We start from the raw sequence: 17,127 nt of genomic DNA, 5'->3' as shown, positions 1-17,127 counted from the left end.
ACAAAAATCGATTAATTCGTCACGATAAGGTGTGGCAGTTTTCAAGTTAATTCGAGCTACATAATTCATATTTCTTACTTCTTTAAATAACAAAAGACTACAATGAAGAAAAATAATGAGGTATTGCTGTTAGATACTTTATGTCATTAAGGCTATTCTCTTCGAAAGATATTATAACACTCCACAATAGAAGGTTCACTATAAAAATATAACCTATTCAAGCTTTTATATAAGATTAAGACATAGTTTCCTTGTTCATTTCTCAAAACTACCTATAATAACCGATTTGATCTTTACCCCGCTAATTGCACTATGCTTTCTTTAACGCGTCCATCAAATTCTACTAACTTAACTCTCTAATAATCAGAGATGTGACACCCCCTAAGCCCATTGTGTCCTATCTCATAAATTGATAAAATTTTCTTGTAGTTCGATGAAACTACACTCGAAAAATAATCCTTTCTGTCTCTAATCCTCCTAATAGAAACAGAGACTCCTAATCAATCTAGTTCACATCCATAATCTCCTATAAAACCAGATGTGAACAGACCTCCTTTACAACTAGGGCCATTGCCCTAGTTTTTTTTTTATCTCTTGAATTATCAAATTAAGTACATACTTTCCTCTTATAAGACTTCATAAGATGTTTTCCGGTTATGACATTTTCGTGGCTTATTATTAAGTTTGTTCTCCCACAGCTGAATGAACTGATTATCAACCATTGTTAGATCACTTCCATTTGGAAAATACTCTCATAGTAGTACAACTCACGCACATGAATAATTCTACATGCTCTAAAAAGCTTTAAAATCAGTAGTAATACTCCAAATTTAGTAAATAAAAAAGACACCCTGCAAGGTGTCCTGAATTAAATTCACAGTAAATGTCGTAATATAGATAAACTCATCTTTAGATATAAATAATCTTACAAAATGCATCTATGCTATCTTATTCTCTAATTAAACCTACTTTGATAAATTAAATTAAACAACCATTGAAGATTGATAAAGGGTTTTGTTTGAACCTTCATAATTGGGGAAAAATCTTCCCTAATCTCTCGTTTAATTTTCGATTCATTAACTTGAATTCTTTTTGCTTCTTCTGAAAAATAACTGACGTCCTCAAATCTAAACGTACTGTCAAAACCGACAGTCATATTATCCTTATCATATAAAAAGCTTCCTAAGGATTTTGTTAGAAAAGATTTACTTTTAGTATTTATAATAGCGTTTGTTCCATCATCATCATATCTAATATTGTCAATTTTAGGAGTATAAATCCATCCCATATTCTCTACCAACATAACTAAATCCGGTTCTGTTCCCTCCTTATGAGGAATATGCTGAGCATAATAAACAGAGTTAAATTTTAAATTACAATAAGTATAGAGACTCATAAACAAGACTGTAAGTAGTCCCACAAAAATCCCTAAAATAATTCTTTTTTTCATTGTCATCTTCTCTTTCCTCTTCTACGACCAAACAATCTCTTGACTGGATTAACAACAAAACGTTTCACAGCATTTACGACAGGTCTTGCAATATAACGTTTTGTTGCTTTTGCAATTGGTCTAACAACTTTCTGATAAATTGGTCTAACAATTGGTTTCACAACACGGTTGTAAACAGGTTTAACTATTTTATTATAAACTGGTTTTATAATGTTCCTATTGACAAACCCAGATACTGGTTTAACGATACGATTATAGACTGGCTTACTTATATTGTTGTAAACCACTTTACCAACAGGTTTAACCACTGTATTATTAACAAACTGTACAATTGGTTTAGCAACGGTTCTAATACTATTATATACTGGTTTTGCGATTTTATTAATAGTAAAATTAGCTACTGGTTTGATGAAGTTTTTGTTAATTTTAGAAACGGTTTGTATGGTATTATTGCTCATTCTAACCAAATTTCTTCTAATTGGAGTAGTAAGGTTTTTCTCGAAGAATTTTAGCGGTTTTTTGATAAAGGTAATAACTTGAGACTTTAATGGTTCCCAAATGTCTGTTCGAAAAGTTCCAAGCGGGTCTTTAAACAACCTTCCTACAAAAGCTTTAATGTCTTTTAGTTCTTTTAATGCAATCAATGCTAGACCAGATAAACTTGCAACGCTTCCAATTAATAAGAGACTCATATATCTATCTGTAGGTGTATTTTTCGACTGCTCTTCTAAGGCCTGATAATAATATTCTTGGCGTTTTTGTTCCAAGTTATCTGTACTGTAATATTTTTCAATGGCTTGATCAAGATCCATATCTTTAAACTCACTATGATATCTCAAGATATAAGCATCAATATCCGTGAACAAATCCTTTTTATCGATAGTCGTTAGCAGGTCCCCCACTAAGGAGTTATTTTGGAAGAGAATCTCTTCAGTAGATAAACGAGTATTATACGGGGACAGCCCTGCAAATAATTTAACTATTTCTTTTAAAAATCCACTTCTATAAGAGGTAGCAATTGGAGCAGCCAGATGAGGAAAGTCGATTGGATAATTTTCATTTTCATGTAGTCGAGATAATAATTTGCTTACTTCCCTAGATAGACTATTCGAAGCTTCGCCAAAATCATTTGTCATTGATTGTAGCTTATCATCAGCATATGAAACTCGAGCAATGGCATTTGCAATTGTATGATTAATTTTATCATGATCGTTACCATATTTTTTCCGAGCTTCATCACCAACCGACTTAATATAAGTAAGAAAGTCCTTTTTTTCATCCATAGTCATATTGGTATTGACTAAGAATGGATCTTTCTGCTTCCCATTTTTTGATGGTTTTTCTTGACTCTTTTTTTGACTCTTAGGTATAGTTTTTGGAATTGGTAAACCTGGACTATTGTATTGTTCTATTCCTAAATGGTTGCCATAATGAGAAAAAGTCGGCGTTGGAACATAGCTTTTTGAAGAATGGTATTGCACTCTAGTATTAGTATCATATGATTGGCTAGCACTATTTGGTGGCACCAAAGGATGACCAACTAAAGCGATCTGTGACTGAGATTCTTTACCTTTATTCTTATTTATCAGAACTTGATGTATAGGTTGCTGAATTTTCTTATAAGTAAAAACCTTTGTAAGTGGTTGGTTAACCAAAACTTCAAATCTTTCTGGCGTTCTATAGCCACTAATTACTTTTGGTGTATGTGTCACCTTTTGGCCATCAAGTGCAATATATTTCACACTCTCAGATAAGACTTTGCCATTTTCATCTTGGAATTTTAAAGTAACTGGAAATTCTTTCTGATAAGCAAACTGAATCCTTGTCCTACCCCAGCTTTCTGAGAATTTCTTTACATCAATTAAGCGATAGTCTTTAATACTTATAGAATCAACCTTATAAGATTCATCATCAAAGCCTTTATAAAATTCTGTCTTCTTCAGTTCTTTGCCATGATTGTCTACATACTGAACTATAATGGACCTAGAAATGCGAGATTTGATATTTGCTTGTAAACTGCTTCCAAAAATGTCATATCGAACAGCCATTGGATAGGAATAAGAATCATTAACTCTTTCTGGTGCTGGCGAATAAAAGGTATAATCAAAATTTGAAATAAAACCTGCACCTAAATAGCCACCCTTCGGCAAATCCTTAGACCCATTAAGTCCTACTACACCCGGTGTTGCATCATAAATAATGCCATCTTTTTTTACAAGATTAGACTCCGTTGGAATAATTTCAACCAAATTTGCAAGATTGGTCTGTACCCCTTGGGCTGCATCAATATCTGTTGATATGAAACTTACTACCACAGGCTGTTCTATTTTCGTTCCATGCTTGACAATTTGATAATGGAGAGCAAGATTGCTCGCATTATTATATAAGATAACAATTGAATTTCCTGTTGCACCCAAGATTGACTGCTCTCCAGCAAATCCAAGTCCTTTAGGACGATTATCATTGTATCCAGAGTTAGAGGCCCATTCATCTTTATCACTTTCTAGAACAGTCCACAGCAAGTCTAACTCTATCCCTGATAAAGTCTTACCTATATAATTGATACGACCGCTATCTCCTACATTCGTGCTATAAGCTATAACAGGTGTAGAGGGTGTATTAGAAGCCCCAAACCTCTCAGGATCATTTATGATACCATTTTCTTTTCCCTGTATAATTTCGGTATAAGTCTTGTCTGACCAATGAAGTCCCTCTTCTGTTAAAAAGTTATCATCAGTTAAGTTATTTCCTTCAAGATTTATTTCAACATCCTTAAAGAAATCAGTGCCTGTAACTGATGGGTCTACACCTCCAGAAATTTCAACATTAGTAATAGTCGGTTCGGTACTTCCATTCTTTTCGTCTTGCTTCAAACTTGAAAGTGAATTCGCATTATTTCCTATAATTATCTCATGCGTAGCTGGTTCCTTTGTATCACTTACATTAGTATCTGTACTTGTTGTTACATTTTCATCAGCTTTAATATTATAGGAGTTCAAAGCTATAACAGAAGCAAAAAGAAATATCCCATATTTAACAAATAATTTCACAACATCTCCTTTTAATTTTATTGAATATTAATATTATCGAAAAATTTAATCCTTGTCAAGAGATATAACTTCCGAAAAAATAGTAATAAACACTAAAATATACTTCAATTAAGGAAAATATTGTCAATGAAACAGCATCTTTTGTCCTACTTGAAATGGTGCTGTTTTGATTCAAAAATAACTTCAATACCTAAAACAAAACAAGAACTTTATGATCTTCATGCCTATGTTCACTTAAAAGCACTTCACCAAATTGTACCCCGCTATCCTCACTGACTCGTTCCTGGCAATCGACACAATATAATTCTCTAGCCAATCGCTGTTGTCGCCCACCTACATAGACCACCTCTTCCATTCCAGGCAACATATAAGGTAGCATGGTATCAACCAGCTCATCAAAATGTGATTCATCGTTACTTAAAAAGAAACGTGCAGGATGGTCACTATTATCAAAATCTCCAATGGCCACAAGACTATCTTCTTCTGTCAAGAGATAGTAATAAGCAGCTGTGCGGTCTTCTGTGTATCGAAAGAATAAATGTGATTCATGACAAAATGGGCATGTTCTATACTTATGACCAATAAATGATTTTAACCAACGTACAAGCAAATCCGATAAAAAAACTTTGATTCCCTTAAACCAGAACAAGACATTAGGTAGAATGAAACCAACAATTAAAGGGATAACAGTTAGATCATTGTCCACCACCAAAAGATAAAACTGGAACATGGCCGTTAGTCGTAGAAACCAGACAATCGTATTAAGAAAAATCTGATTCGTGCCACTCAGAAAAGTACTGACTATTGTAGACTCTTTATTCTTCACAAAAGTAAGAGTAACACACTTGATAGCAAACATAACTACAAACATAATGACATAGGCTAACATTCACTTACCTCATTTTCAGCATCAGTAAATTCAGAAGCTACATCTCCCAAAAGAGAGATTAACTTAAAAGCACCCAAGGTATTATCTTGACTTAAATTGGCAAGCATACGGTCAAGAGTCTTTAAACAACGTTTCTTCTCCGAGAGTTTCCGTCTATCCAATAAAGCACTATCTTCTAAGTCTTCTGTGTCACTAGAAGAACGTAGTTCATTTAGATCATAAATATCACCAACGTCTAGGACTGATAGCTTACGAAGAACCCTAGAAACGACTAATGAAGAATAAGTCTGCGCGTGCTCTAGAAGCGCAGCAGACTCTTTCAAATTTTGAATGATGGTGTCTCTTTTGGCCAATTCTTCCTCATCTAAAAGCAAAGCATCCAAAGGGAAAAGTTGTTCCACGATTGTCTTTTGAACTTGTACGACAGAGTTACTTTGTCTCAAACCAGTGCTAGGAACAAAATGCTTTCCATCTACAACTATAAGTCTTTTTCCTAACCACTTGTCAACAATACCACGCTCGCTAGACACTACAGTACCATCCATACGTGTCCTTTGAATAGCAACCTCGTTACCTACTTTTAGGCTAGCAATCCATTCTGAAATATCTTTTTTTGATAAATACATTATTTTGTTTCCTCCCTTGCGACTGACACAATATCATGGATAGCATCCTCATCAAGACGAGGTGCAGCATGCTTCCCTTCAGCCATGCGTTCAATACGTTTGGACCATCCACCAGAGTTCTTATCCTTATGATAGATAACTGCTGTTGCTGCTTTCTCTACTCCCATAGCTTTAGCTAAATCCTTGCCACTTTCGTCAAGAACATTAACATAGATAATCTTGTTTCGTTCTTTTTCAGTTAAGCTCTTATTGAGTACTGGAATTGATTTTTGACAGTAAGGGCAATCAGGTCGAAAGAACACATATATCTCTGAAGCTGTATTTTTCTTATAAGGATAAATGACATTATCTTCTTTAAAATAATCAAGCTGATTTGATGTAATTTTTGTTGCGTGGAAACTTTGTTGCGTGAGTTCCTGGTCAAAAACCGTCGTAACCATACGATTACTATAACTGTATTCATTCTTATAACTAGAGGTAAAACCAATCAGAATTACAGGTAACATAAATAACCCAAGAACAACTTTAGTCGATGTAAACTGATGGGCATGGTCCACACCTTGATATACGATATAAAAGGTCGTAAGAACCCAAGGTAAGATAATCCCAAAAAGCAAACCAAACCAATCAAACGGAAATGCATAGACAACCCTATGGTTCACTACAACTACCATCAAAATAGATAACGTCACAAGGATCGCATAGCTAATATACCAACCCTTGTAAAGAGGATTATCCTTTAACTTGGGGAATGCATCACAAAGGGTTTTCCAAGCAGATTCAATTTTTATTTTCATTAATTACCGTTACCTTTCAATCTTTTTTATCTTTAAAACAACACCAGATACTTACAACAAATTCAAACTATCATGTGACTTTCTTACATATTTTTAAATAGTTGAGAAAATGATTATATGTTGCAGTTGCTGCGCGTGACTTATTCTTTTTTCGCTGATAAGAATTCATCAACCTTCTTGATAACCTCGTTATGTGAAACAAATAACGTATAGAGTGTTGGTATGATTAATACGGTTTGCAAAATCACTTCCAGCACATTATTCAGGGTTAGCGAATGCCATGATAGGAAAAAAGTAACTACCGTAAACAAGTACAAAATAAAATATGTAACAAGAACTAGCCAAGCAATCGTTAAGAAAATAAAGTAGTTGATTTTACCGATAACTTCATCACTTACTAGGGCCAATCCTTTCAAAAGTCTTGGTCTTTTTACTACGATTACAACTACAAGCGAAACAACTAACCATACAATTCTTCTTCCTAAGTATTCCAAATAATCCATTCACAAACTCCTTTACTCTATCTATAAACAATAATGAAATAATCATCAAAAGGAAGTTTGATTTTTTCTGGCAAGACTTCTTTTGGGAACACAATGATCATATGTTCATACTCTATTGCGAATTCTTCATAGAGACTAGTTAAATGTGGAATCAAGTCACTTTTGATATATGCCATAGGTATCATAGGGTACTCTTTCAATTCCCATGAGTCAGTTTCAACAACAGCTGATAACTGGAATTTGTCATCATATAAAGGTTCTGATATCTCCTTAACGAGATAATCTATTTTCTGCAGTTCAGAAAAATCATAAGCCTCGCAATCACACCAATCTTTATGATTTGAAAACATCTTTTCTTGAATGATTTCGACAATAACGTCAGAAGCATTTGTTGTTGTTTGACTGAACAAAGAAATACTTTTACGCTTTAACATGTCATGTCCAGTTACACCTTCAACCTCGACCTCATTTACATATTCCAAAAAGTTCATTAAACGTTTAGATACTTGCGTATTATCTTTACGGCTATTCTCGAAAACGAAAAATAAACTAGAATTTTCAAATGCTGGTTCTTCTGCGTAACCAAATATTTTAGAAAGTAGAATTGTTTGACGTTCTGTTGCTCGATCATACTCAATAAAAAAAGGGTTATCGTTCACAAATACAACAGCATCAGGAACCATTAAAAGATTAACCCGACTAATAGGAAATACGACTTGTATGTTTAGGTCATAAACAGACTTGTCTTGGTTTTTAAAGAAAAGCTTGTTTAAGATTTTAGCAACTAATCGTCTGGTCTCTAGATCATGAATATTTACGGTTTGAGGTTTCCCTCCTAGAAGGTTATTACTGACAATGCTATATACTGACCTATCATATTCTGTCGTTGTTGTTAGCAACCGTATTTTATCAATCCCCTTAATCATAGTAAGCAACCAGGTACTAAAACCTTTGTTCAGATAATATATTTTTCTCTTACCGCTTCTAGCATCCGAACATGCTGAAATAGGATGATTCACCTTTCCAACAAGACGATAAAACCATGAATTAGGGGTTTTGGATTTTCGAGTTACTGCAGTATAAATGAGGTCTATGATTTCCTTATCAAAATAACCAAACCTTAGTAAATGATAAAAGATGATAAGCTCCTCTTCTGAAAACGACAGTGAGGTATTTTGCTTTTTTGAAACAAAATAAGTAGCTATTTTATTTCTCTGGGTGTAATGAATTTTATTTTTTTTATTTGAAATAAGTGAGGTAAAATCTCTATTTTTTATATCTTGCATTTTGTAGTCCTAAAATAGTCAATCAATAGGGTATATAGTCTGGTCTTTTTTCGAAGAGTATAGATATTATTTTTAAAGTTATGCTTAGCCTTTGATATAGACCTGCTCAAGCATTCCTTTGTACCCGTAAAATACTGATTGATACTTTCATCTCCTCTCATTCATAACGTCGTAGTTTATTTTTATAACGATAATCTCTAAAAAACATGGGTTATTCTAGCTAAATAGTAATCACTATTTACTCATTTATAATGTACGAGTTTCTAATATTAGTCGTCAACCCTATAAATACAGTAAACTCTTAGACTTTTGTTCTCTCTATACTTTCATTCATAAAATCTGGTTATCACATAACACTCGTAACAACTGATTTTATGGGACTTTAAGCACTTAATAACTACTATTAGGATTCATTTATAATAGGTCGCTATTGTGTTCAGTATACCCTAGAATAGATTATTTTCAAGGGAGTGACATGGGTTGACTTTTAATATTCTTGCTCTATACTATTAGATATAATTAATAATTAAGGGGCAATTTATGGCAGGAAAAAACAAAAAAACTGAATCAGATTTTATTAAGGAACTTGAAGCTCTAGAACAACAAAAGAAAGAAGCTACAGAGCAACTTAAAGCCTATCTGAAATCACAAACAGATAAACTAGGCCAAATCTATTTCGAATTGAAAAAACTAGAAAATCCAGATTTATCTATTGATGATTTAGTTGTTGAAACACAAAATAAGGTCAAAGAGGTAAAGAAGGAAATTAAGAGAAAAAGAGCAGAAGAAAAAGCAAGAAAAGATGCTGAGAAAACTAACAAAGAAACGTATAATGACTCTCAAAATTAGAACAAAAGCAACGGAAATTTCCGTTGCTTTTTATGTTATCTAAAACCCCTCTTCCTCATCAATATCCATTTGTCCTACATTACTTTTTAAAGTTTTAGTTGCTTTCTCACGAGCTACACGAGACAACTCTTGAGGTAATTCAAACTCTTGATTAGGGGCTTGAATATTTTGAGTATCGACTGTTTCGGGTGTAGATGATGGAGCTAGGATCACTCTTTGAGTTATTTCTTTATCCTTCAACTCACCAATATCATTTTTGCTTTTTACAGTTTGTCTTTCTTCAACAACTGGTGGAATTTCTGAGTTATTGACCTCCTCTTTTTGCTCAATATCCTCTGTTACCTCTTCACTAATTGAAGTGCTTTCTCTATGTTCTGTTATACTATCGTTGACTAAGATTGTTCTTTTAACTGATGGTGAATCATCTTTTTTACCAACTGTATCATTTACATTACTATCAACATTTGGCACCTTAACATCCATGATTGCTTGCCATTCTTCGTCAGTAAAATCACTTTCATAGAGGTGGCTTTCAGACTCTTTTTGAGCATAATATTCTATCACTTCTGCTCTCCACATTTTATAGGCTTTTGCAATTTCCGGTTCTTCCTCTCCAAGACCATAAACCCTATTGAAAGGTGTATGTGAGACGAAAGAGTCCTTCGAAATATCCATTTCAAAATGCGGAGATGTTGTCAAATAAATCATATTTGAGACTTCATCATCACTGACGATAACAGCACCAACTTGGAATTTCTCTAGGTTATTTGCATCTCTAGCAGTGAAGTTATCTTCTTCTACTACTTCCTCTGAAGTCGCACTGGAGTTACCTTGATTCCCTGCTAAAAGGTCATCGTTTGCTGCACGTTTGGTTTCTTTAAGAGCATAATGTTTTCCTCCTGATCGTAGATTAATGAACTCTACAACCTTTGTTGAGGTTTGTTGGAAGGTAAAGGCATTACGATAAGACATCTTGATTGCATCAGCTCCAGATTCGCCAATAGAGTCCCTAATTTGCTCGTCATGTTGATAAGCATGCATAACTGGAACATGGAACTTACGAGACTCATCTAGGAAGTTACTATCATTACCTGGCATCAAATAACCATTCTTTTCATCTTCATAAAAAGCAAAGAATGGAGACTTATCTGGGAGACGTCTTTGAGCAGCATTTTGCATAACTAATGTTACCATCTGTGCTACCATTCGAGACTTTTCTTTACCAAGAACACCTTTAGCAGAATTGACCAAAATCATTCCACCCGTTTTTAAAACAATATCTAAATCTTTGGTACTTTGAGAGAAAAATACACGACGAATTTCTGGTGAAGATGATAGGTCATCAATAACTGCTTTTAGACCAGACACGTTAGCATCAAAGGTATAATAATATTCCTCTGTGTACGAATTTAATTGATGAGCATTGATGAAATAATCATAAGAACTTTGGAGGTTTTCAAGTTTATTTCTTTCATCATTAAAGGCGTTTATAGCTTCATGAACATTCTCTGGTCTAAGGATAGTATCAAAAAGTTGTTCGTGTTCACGATTGTACTCTGATTCCTCTAACCACTTTTCTTTTTCCTGCTTTAAGAACGCTTCATGCTTTTTCAACGTTACTTCAAAAAGCCTTTTCTTTCGATTGAGTAATTGTTCAAAAACAGCAATATAGGCTTCAATCCAATCACTAGAACGTAACATATTTGAGAATTCAGTTAGTGTTGGAGACTTACCTTTTAACATATAATTTATTGGGGCATCTGGTATCAACGCAACCTCTTTAATGACCGTAATGATATTATCAGTAAGTTGTCCTTCTTGGTTAAGAAAGAAAGAAGAACCAGTCCCACTTGGATCACTAAATCGTTTAAATAAGTCTCGAACAGCCCCTTTTACCTGAGTAGTATCTCCATCCAAAATATTAATTGCACCAGTTCCTGGGTTAGTAGGATCTAGAGTCCAAATCATTTCATCAGGGAAGCCCATTTTATGTGCGTACTTAACAATTGTGCCATACATCGAACCTGATGGTTCAGTCATATAAATACCATTTGTAAGCTCTGCAGCATAACCATTGTTATACCACTGCTCCAACAATTCACGTCTTTTGTTCTTACGTTCAAACTCTGTGCTAAAGAATTCTTGTTCCAGTTTTTCATCTACTTTCATCAAATACTTACGATAGGATAATAGATAGTATTTCATATTTTCCATATCCTGTAGCATTGCTGGAATCAGAATCGTTGCCGATTTACCAGTACCAATCAAACCAAAGATAATAGTGTGATAAGTCCTCTCGTTAGCATGTAAAATCACTTGCTCTCCAGTTTTAGAGTTAAGCCCCATAACCAAATTCGCTTGACCTTTTTCATCTTGATTATGAACAATATTACTTAATACACTGTCTTGGAAGTAACGTCCTCCTAGCCATTGCTCAACCAATTTCTCGTAGGTTTTTTCAGCAATTCCAGTTGCATAACTATTATAAAAAATAAGACCAATTGCTCCAATCGGAGTTAACAATAACAAACTGTTGAACCAGTCAGCTCCTATTAAAGGTTTGAGGGTATGATAACTTAATACAATACCTGTCTGACTTCCATTTGGTATTGACCAGGGCATATATTTGAGATAATTATCTGCTACATCATACATACGATTGATGAGGGATAAGATAAAGTTATTGATTGTTAGTACATATAATCCAGAAGATATAAATACTGCTGCTAGTGCTGCTCTTATAGCATACTTACCAATAATCTTCTTTCGTTCTGCTCGTTTTAAGGTATCATATTTTTCAAATAACACGAAAATTTGACGACTTGTAACATTACTGTGCCATACACCAATGTATAAAACTAAAGCCATATTAACGAACAAGAATATAAATAAAGATATAAATACCCAATTAGGCAAACGCCATCTAAAGATAAACATAATAATATTGAAAGCAAATAATCCAAAAGATATATGATATACCCAATCAATATATTTTCGCCAACAATACAGCAAGATATCTATTGTTCGCTTACCATTTGTATAATAACGATTAAAAAATAATTTCAAGATCTTCCGCATAAAGCACCTCTCTAGTAAGCAAACATTTTTTTCAAGAATTCCATAAATACGACAATAGCAATCGGACTTATTATTCCAAGTCTAATGAATAGATTTCGTCGAGGTAGACTCGTTGTTTTCTTACCTTCTGTAATCAACCATTGATAGTGATATATGTATCCCTGTATGAAACCATATGAAGGTAATATCCCAACTGCTAGAATTTCTATTAGGGTAAAGACCTCTACGAAACTAATCATAGAGAAGTCACCACTTTGTGCGCCCCCCTTTGATATCATTGCAAGTCCATAGATGATGAATATGGGAACAAATGTAACGATATATAAGAATAAAATTGATTTTAAGGCAAAATTTACTCCCATGATTTGTTTCTCTGGATTATTGATAGATTTAGCATAACTCCACCTACCGATACCGATGAAGACCAAGGTAATAGGTAAGACATACCGAATAAAGACTATCAGATAATAGACAATAGCATTGATATTATGATGGTTCATTGCCCCTCCTTGTTAAATTTTTATGATCTGAACGTAAACAAAAAGTTCCCATTTCAGAGGGAACTATATGCAACTCAACTAGTGAAAAATGTTGATAAGATTTTACTGTTCACACGATTTGGATAGAAACTATTGAAACGTGATTTGATACGAAACAGACATTTTTTCTCTTCCGTATTCTGTGAATTACTGCTCACTTCTTCAGTTTTTTTAGCCACTCGACGCCCCCTGCTCTTTGCGTCTACCCAGCGATAATGAGCATCTTGAATAACAACTGAAATTTCATCTCCTTGCTTAAAAGGAACTCGATTTAAAGAACCCGAGTCCTTCATTTTAATTTTGATTCCTGGAAAGTCAACCAACTCTACTGTATGTAGACTCTGTGGATCAAAACTGATAAATCGCACTTTAAACAATCGTCCTATGACTTTCTTATCATCAATCATCTCAATCAAAGCATCTTGAGGTGCTTCTTCGAGAACTTTCATATCTCCCTCGATACGAATATAGTCATGGATAATGTGACGTTCTCTTTGATTTGGACTTGGTTTTTGGGTATTGGCCCCAGTAATTTTAAATTCCACCCTATCAAAGACTGATACTACTTCGTCTAGGTTAACAAATGAAGAATCACACTCATAACTTACCCTATGTTTTGGAATGAATACCGTTTGTAATTTTTTGGTCATTACCATGATACCTGCATTGCTACCATTGTTAATCACAGCAGATACAATACCTTCATGAGTACGTTCCAAGATATTTTTTCTATCTCGATTACGAGAAGAGTTATCTTTACTCTTTTCAATTTGCTGAAGAAGTTGATAATTAGTTAACCACTCAGCTAACTCAATACTACCTTCAACAACATAGTTTGATGGGTTATTGATAGTTAGTTTATAATTGTCGATAGTTTGGATATGGATTTCAGTTAATTTACAAGGAAAAATCCGTCCAACCATTTTAAAGAAATCCTTTGGCTGGCGGAAGCCTGATTCTGTTTGTTTAATATAAACTGCTGTTCCAGCAAGTTCTCCATTTTGGATACGCCCTACTAACATATCGCAGAAAGCTACACCTTCACCGATAGGACGACCATTTCTATTTCTAGGAATAAATGGCTGTGTTTCAAGCACATTTTCTACCACAACTGATACAACCTTATTAGTTGCTTGTTCTAACAAATACTCATCTTCAGTATTTCCAAGATCAATATATGGGAGTGTGTAGTTTCGAATGATATCTGAGACTTCTTCTGGAACACATTCAATTTCTGGTTGCTCAAACCATTGTTCTTGTTCATCTTTCCTATCTGCAACAACCAATGTTTTAAATTTTTGCTCCCCTAAACTAGCATAATGGACGTTCTCATAACCGTCCTCTCTTATAAGTTTAAGTGCTTTCATATGTTTCTCCTTTAATGTCTTTTTTGACATTAAAAGCATAACAAAAAAGGTCACTACCTGTAAGATAGTGACCCCCCTTGACTTTTGTTAATTCATAGCGATAAGAAGCCCAACACCCAAGACTATAATTGGTGTAATTAAGGCGAAAATTGAAAAGATTTTCTTGGCAATACCGATGGCAACATAGAAGAAACTCGCTAATGTTAGTAATAGAACCAAGATCATAAACATAATTCTCACCCTTTCTTCTGGCTCTGTTTTAATTATTATTATATAGATTTTTGATATCAATGCAAGGCTAGAGAGCAACAAATCAAGAGATATCTTTAAAAATCCATTATATCAACAAAAAAGAGGCTATACCCCCCCCCTTTTTTGTTGTTCAAACGCTTACGCTGATTCTTATTTTAGCATAAAACATTCTATAGTCAATGTTAGTAATTACTTGTGGCTGTACCATCTAAGTAGTTAATATTAGCATTCTTTGAAACATTCTGAAGTGTGACCGAACTCACATTTCCATCACTCGTTGCTAATCCTGCTTCTGATAGTTCAACTCCATATTGAGTCCCATTTTCATCAAAGGATGTCCAGTAAAGCGTCACAGTCCTAGGTACTAACTCATTGTCAGTATAGTTTGCAACAACACAATAATCTAAGTACATATTTTGGTTTTTCTTCAACCATTTGGCTAGTGCATTTTCGTAGTATAGCATACCGTTTGGATTATTAGCATCCGTTTTACTATCAGACATCGTTCCTGCATTCAAATAGCGTGTCATAGGTACTAGATTTTTAATTTCAGAATTCAATCCAGAAAACTGATAACCAATAAGATGGCCACGATTCATCAGATAAGCTTTTTTGACTTTTCCAGACTCATCTTCGTACTTAAAACGATAGTTATGCCAACCGACTGGATCAACATTAATTTTACTTTCCCTATCATCTTGTGGTTTATCCGAATACTTTAGTCTGATGTGACCATATGTTGCTCTACCAAGACTATCCAAATCTCCATTGACCATTAGCTTATGGTTTTCAAAAGGCAATGGACTGTAGTTGAAAGCATCAGACTTTACACCACTTGTTTTAGAAGAACTGTTTCCTGTTTCCGAAGATTCTGACTTGGGAATAAATCTCCCAAATAATTTTCCGACATCACTTGAATTGGCATGCTCCCCTTTACTAATAACATTAAAGCCACTAGATAAAATACCAGGTACATTAATTCCTTGGGACATACCATATCCAGCTATACAAAACATAACAATAATAGATATCGGTATCCAAATCAGATTGCCAAGACAACCTCTTTTTTCATTGCTTTTTTTTAGCATAAGACCTCCTTAAATCTCTATAAATTCATTATAGACACAGGAGTCTCTATTCGTAACCCAGTGACATCAAAAAGGCCTCAAGTGGCCTTTTACTAATATAGGATTTTATCAATATTATTATTCGATAAATCTTATGAGGTGATTCTTGTCTAAACTATAGCCTTGTATTTCAGCAACTTTCTTAATATCACCTGTCTCTTTATAGACAATAGAGGCGTGGCTGTCTTTTAAAATACTAGGCGTGATTACCTTTCCATAAGCATGTCCAATGTTCTTTGCCAAATGACCTATTGTATTTCTTCCCATAGGCTTTTTCAACATGGTTAAAAATAATGATGGTATAGAAGGATCCAAATCCCAGCGTCCCCGGCGTTCCTTAACAAATGGAGCTATGTAAGGAACTGTGAAGGGTAGAAAACGTATAAACTGTTTCTCGTTGTTTCTAACAACCCAAATTCCTTTTTTACGCATATCAATATCCCTGACTGTCAAGTTAACAACTTCTTGAGTACTTGCTCCAGTACCAATTATGATTGCAAATATAGCAATATTTCGCTCCTTCTCCTTTTCCCAATTATCAGCCTTCTTCTGAGTTGGTAGCGTTGTAACATAACTGTTTGCCATGAAATCAAGCAACTCTTCGAGCTCTTGCTGCGTATACAAAATAGTCTTCTTCTTTGATTCAGAATATATTATGTTGTGATAACTCTCTTTATAAACTATCTTCCATTCATTAAACACGTTACGATAAAACAACGGCATCCCTCTCTCAATTGTAAAAGAGGTATTCGTAAGATAATTCCAAAATCCTGCCAAAGTATAGAGAATAAATCTTTTTCCCGCTGGTTTCAGACGTAAATTTGCCAAATAATTTTGAACAAATTCTCGTGGTATTTTTTCTAAGTCTGTCAATGATAGTGAGACACCCTCTTTATCAATCGTAATTGCATAGCTATTTAAAAATTTCTGAATCACTGACAAACGTTCGACCATTTTGGGAGAAGGTTCTTCAACATCTACTTGAAGGTAAGCTATATATTCGTCTATTAGTTCTGGTAATTGACTTCTTAGTGTTAGATATTTATCTTTCTGTTTCGACATATTCTCCCTCCTCTCAACACTGATAGTAATTAACTACACGTTTACCACTTATATTTTTAGACCTATTATATCATACAAAATTGTATGTTTTTTTAGATTTAACTAGTATAAATAATCTCTAAATCATAACCACGCGTCTAACGGGTGGTTTGATCAAGGGCTATAAGCCCATAATACCAGCCAGCGCCTAAAGACGCTGGCTTTCACTTTGTTCAAGCTTTATTGCTTTTGACTCGTCACAAGCCTCTCAAA

At 34.2% G+C, this 17,127-nt stretch carries 14 protein-coding genes; 1 reads left to right on the top strand and 13 read right to left on the bottom strand.

Going from position 1 to position 17,127, the window contains the following annotated elements:
* Positions 1 to 955 precede the first annotated feature (955 nt).
* The 7 genes from HMPREF2637_RS05395 to HMPREF2637_RS05365 form a co-directional block, all read right to left on the bottom strand.
* Positions 956 to 1,450 carry a hypothetical protein gene (locus HMPREF2637_RS05395; RefSeq protein WP_371106635.1) on the bottom strand — a complete coding sequence of 165 codons (495 nt, stop codon included), beginning with the start codon at positions 1,448 to 1,450 and terminating at the stop codon, positions 956 to 958.
* A 2-nt stretch (positions 1,451 to 1,452) separates the two neighbouring features.
* Positions 1,453 to 4,500 (bottom strand): MucBP domain-containing protein, encoded by a 3,048-nt coding sequence (locus tag HMPREF2637_RS05390; RefSeq protein ID WP_070839537.1) that lies wholly within the window; start codon positions 4,498 to 4,500, stop codon positions 1,453 to 1,455.
* A gap of 190 nt (positions 4,501 to 4,690) precedes the next feature.
* On the bottom strand, positions 4,691 to 5,389 hold the full coding sequence (locus HMPREF2637_RS05385) for a hypothetical protein (protein WP_070839534.1): 699 nt from the start codon (positions 5,387 to 5,389) through the stop codon (positions 4,691 to 4,693).
* On the bottom strand, positions 5,383 to 6,015 hold the full coding sequence (locus HMPREF2637_RS05380) for a hypothetical protein (protein ID WP_070839531.1): 633 nt from the start codon (positions 6,013 to 6,015) through the stop codon (positions 5,383 to 5,385). The genes HMPREF2637_RS05385 and HMPREF2637_RS05380 overlap by 7 nt, the downstream gene beginning before the upstream one ends.
* On the bottom strand, positions 6,015 to 6,812 hold the full coding sequence (locus HMPREF2637_RS05375; RefSeq protein ID WP_070839528.1) for a thioredoxin family protein: 798 nt from the start codon (positions 6,810 to 6,812) through the stop codon (positions 6,015 to 6,017). The genes HMPREF2637_RS05380 and HMPREF2637_RS05375 overlap by 1 nt, the downstream gene beginning before the upstream one ends.
* Before the next feature lie 140 nt (positions 6,813 to 6,952).
* Positions 6,953 to 7,315 (bottom strand): hypothetical protein, encoded by a 363-nt coding sequence (locus tag HMPREF2637_RS05370; RefSeq protein WP_070839525.1) that lies wholly within the window; start codon positions 7,313 to 7,315, stop codon positions 6,953 to 6,955.
* Positions 7,316 to 7,332: 17 nt separating this feature from the next.
* On the bottom strand, positions 7,333 to 8,601 hold the full coding sequence (locus HMPREF2637_RS05365; RefSeq protein ID WP_256315914.1) for a replication-relaxation family protein: 1,269 nt from the start codon (positions 8,599 to 8,601) through the stop codon (positions 7,333 to 7,335).
* Between the two features lie 540 nt (positions 8,602 to 9,141).
* On the opposite strand from HMPREF2637_RS05365, the gene HMPREF2637_RS05360 reads away from it, so the two are divergent.
* Positions 9,142 to 9,450 carry a hypothetical protein gene (locus HMPREF2637_RS05360; protein ID WP_070839522.1) on the top strand — a complete coding sequence of 103 codons (309 nt, stop codon included), beginning with the start codon at positions 9,142 to 9,144 and terminating at the stop codon, positions 9,448 to 9,450.
* A gap of 39 nt (positions 9,451 to 9,489) precedes the next feature.
* On the opposite strand, the gene HMPREF2637_RS05355 is transcribed toward HMPREF2637_RS05360, so the two are convergent.
* From HMPREF2637_RS05355 to HMPREF2637_RS05335, 6 genes are all read right to left on the bottom strand, one after another.
* The gene (locus HMPREF2637_RS05355; protein ID WP_070839519.1) at positions 9,490 to 12,528 is read right to left on the bottom strand and encodes a type IV secretory system conjugative DNA transfer family protein; all 3,039 of its coding nucleotides are present in this window, start codon (positions 12,526 to 12,528) and stop codon (positions 9,490 to 9,492) included.
* A gap of 11 nt (positions 12,529 to 12,539) precedes the next feature.
* A complete protein-coding gene (locus HMPREF2637_RS05350; RefSeq protein ID WP_070839516.1) occupies positions 12,540 to 13,028 on the bottom strand; it encodes a hypothetical protein in 489 nt (162 codons plus the stop codon).
* A 74-nt stretch (positions 13,029 to 13,102) separates the two neighbouring features.
* Positions 13,103 to 14,434 (bottom strand): hypothetical protein, encoded by a 1,332-nt coding sequence (locus tag HMPREF2637_RS05345; RefSeq protein WP_070839513.1) that lies wholly within the window; start codon positions 14,432 to 14,434, stop codon positions 13,103 to 13,105.
* Positions 14,435 to 14,521: 87 nt separating this feature from the next.
* On the bottom strand, positions 14,522 to 14,665 hold the full coding sequence (locus tag HMPREF2637_RS11305) for a hypothetical protein (protein WP_176745614.1): 144 nt from the start codon (positions 14,663 to 14,665) through the stop codon (positions 14,522 to 14,524).
* 203 nt (positions 14,666 to 14,868) lie between these two features.
* Positions 14,869 to 15,774: a DNA/RNA non-specific endonuclease gene (locus HMPREF2637_RS05340; protein WP_045772563.1), complete on the bottom strand. Its 906-nt coding sequence runs from the start codon at positions 15,772 to 15,774 to the stop codon at positions 14,869 to 14,871.
* A 117-nt stretch (positions 15,775 to 15,891) separates the two neighbouring features.
* Entirely contained in the window at positions 15,892 to 16,875 is a 984-nt protein-coding gene (locus HMPREF2637_RS05335) for a tyrosine-type recombinase/integrase (RefSeq protein ID WP_045772562.1), read from the bottom strand.
* Between the last annotated feature and the right edge of the window lie 252 nt (positions 16,876 to 17,127).

The organism is Streptococcus sp. HMSC065H07, assembly GCF_001837325.1.
Lineage (GTDB): Bacteria > Bacillota > Bacilli > Lactobacillales > Streptococcaceae > Streptococcus > Streptococcus salivarius_H.
The sequence above is the reverse complement of the archived record's forward strand: the minus strand, read 5'-3'. Positions and strand labels throughout refer to the sequence as shown.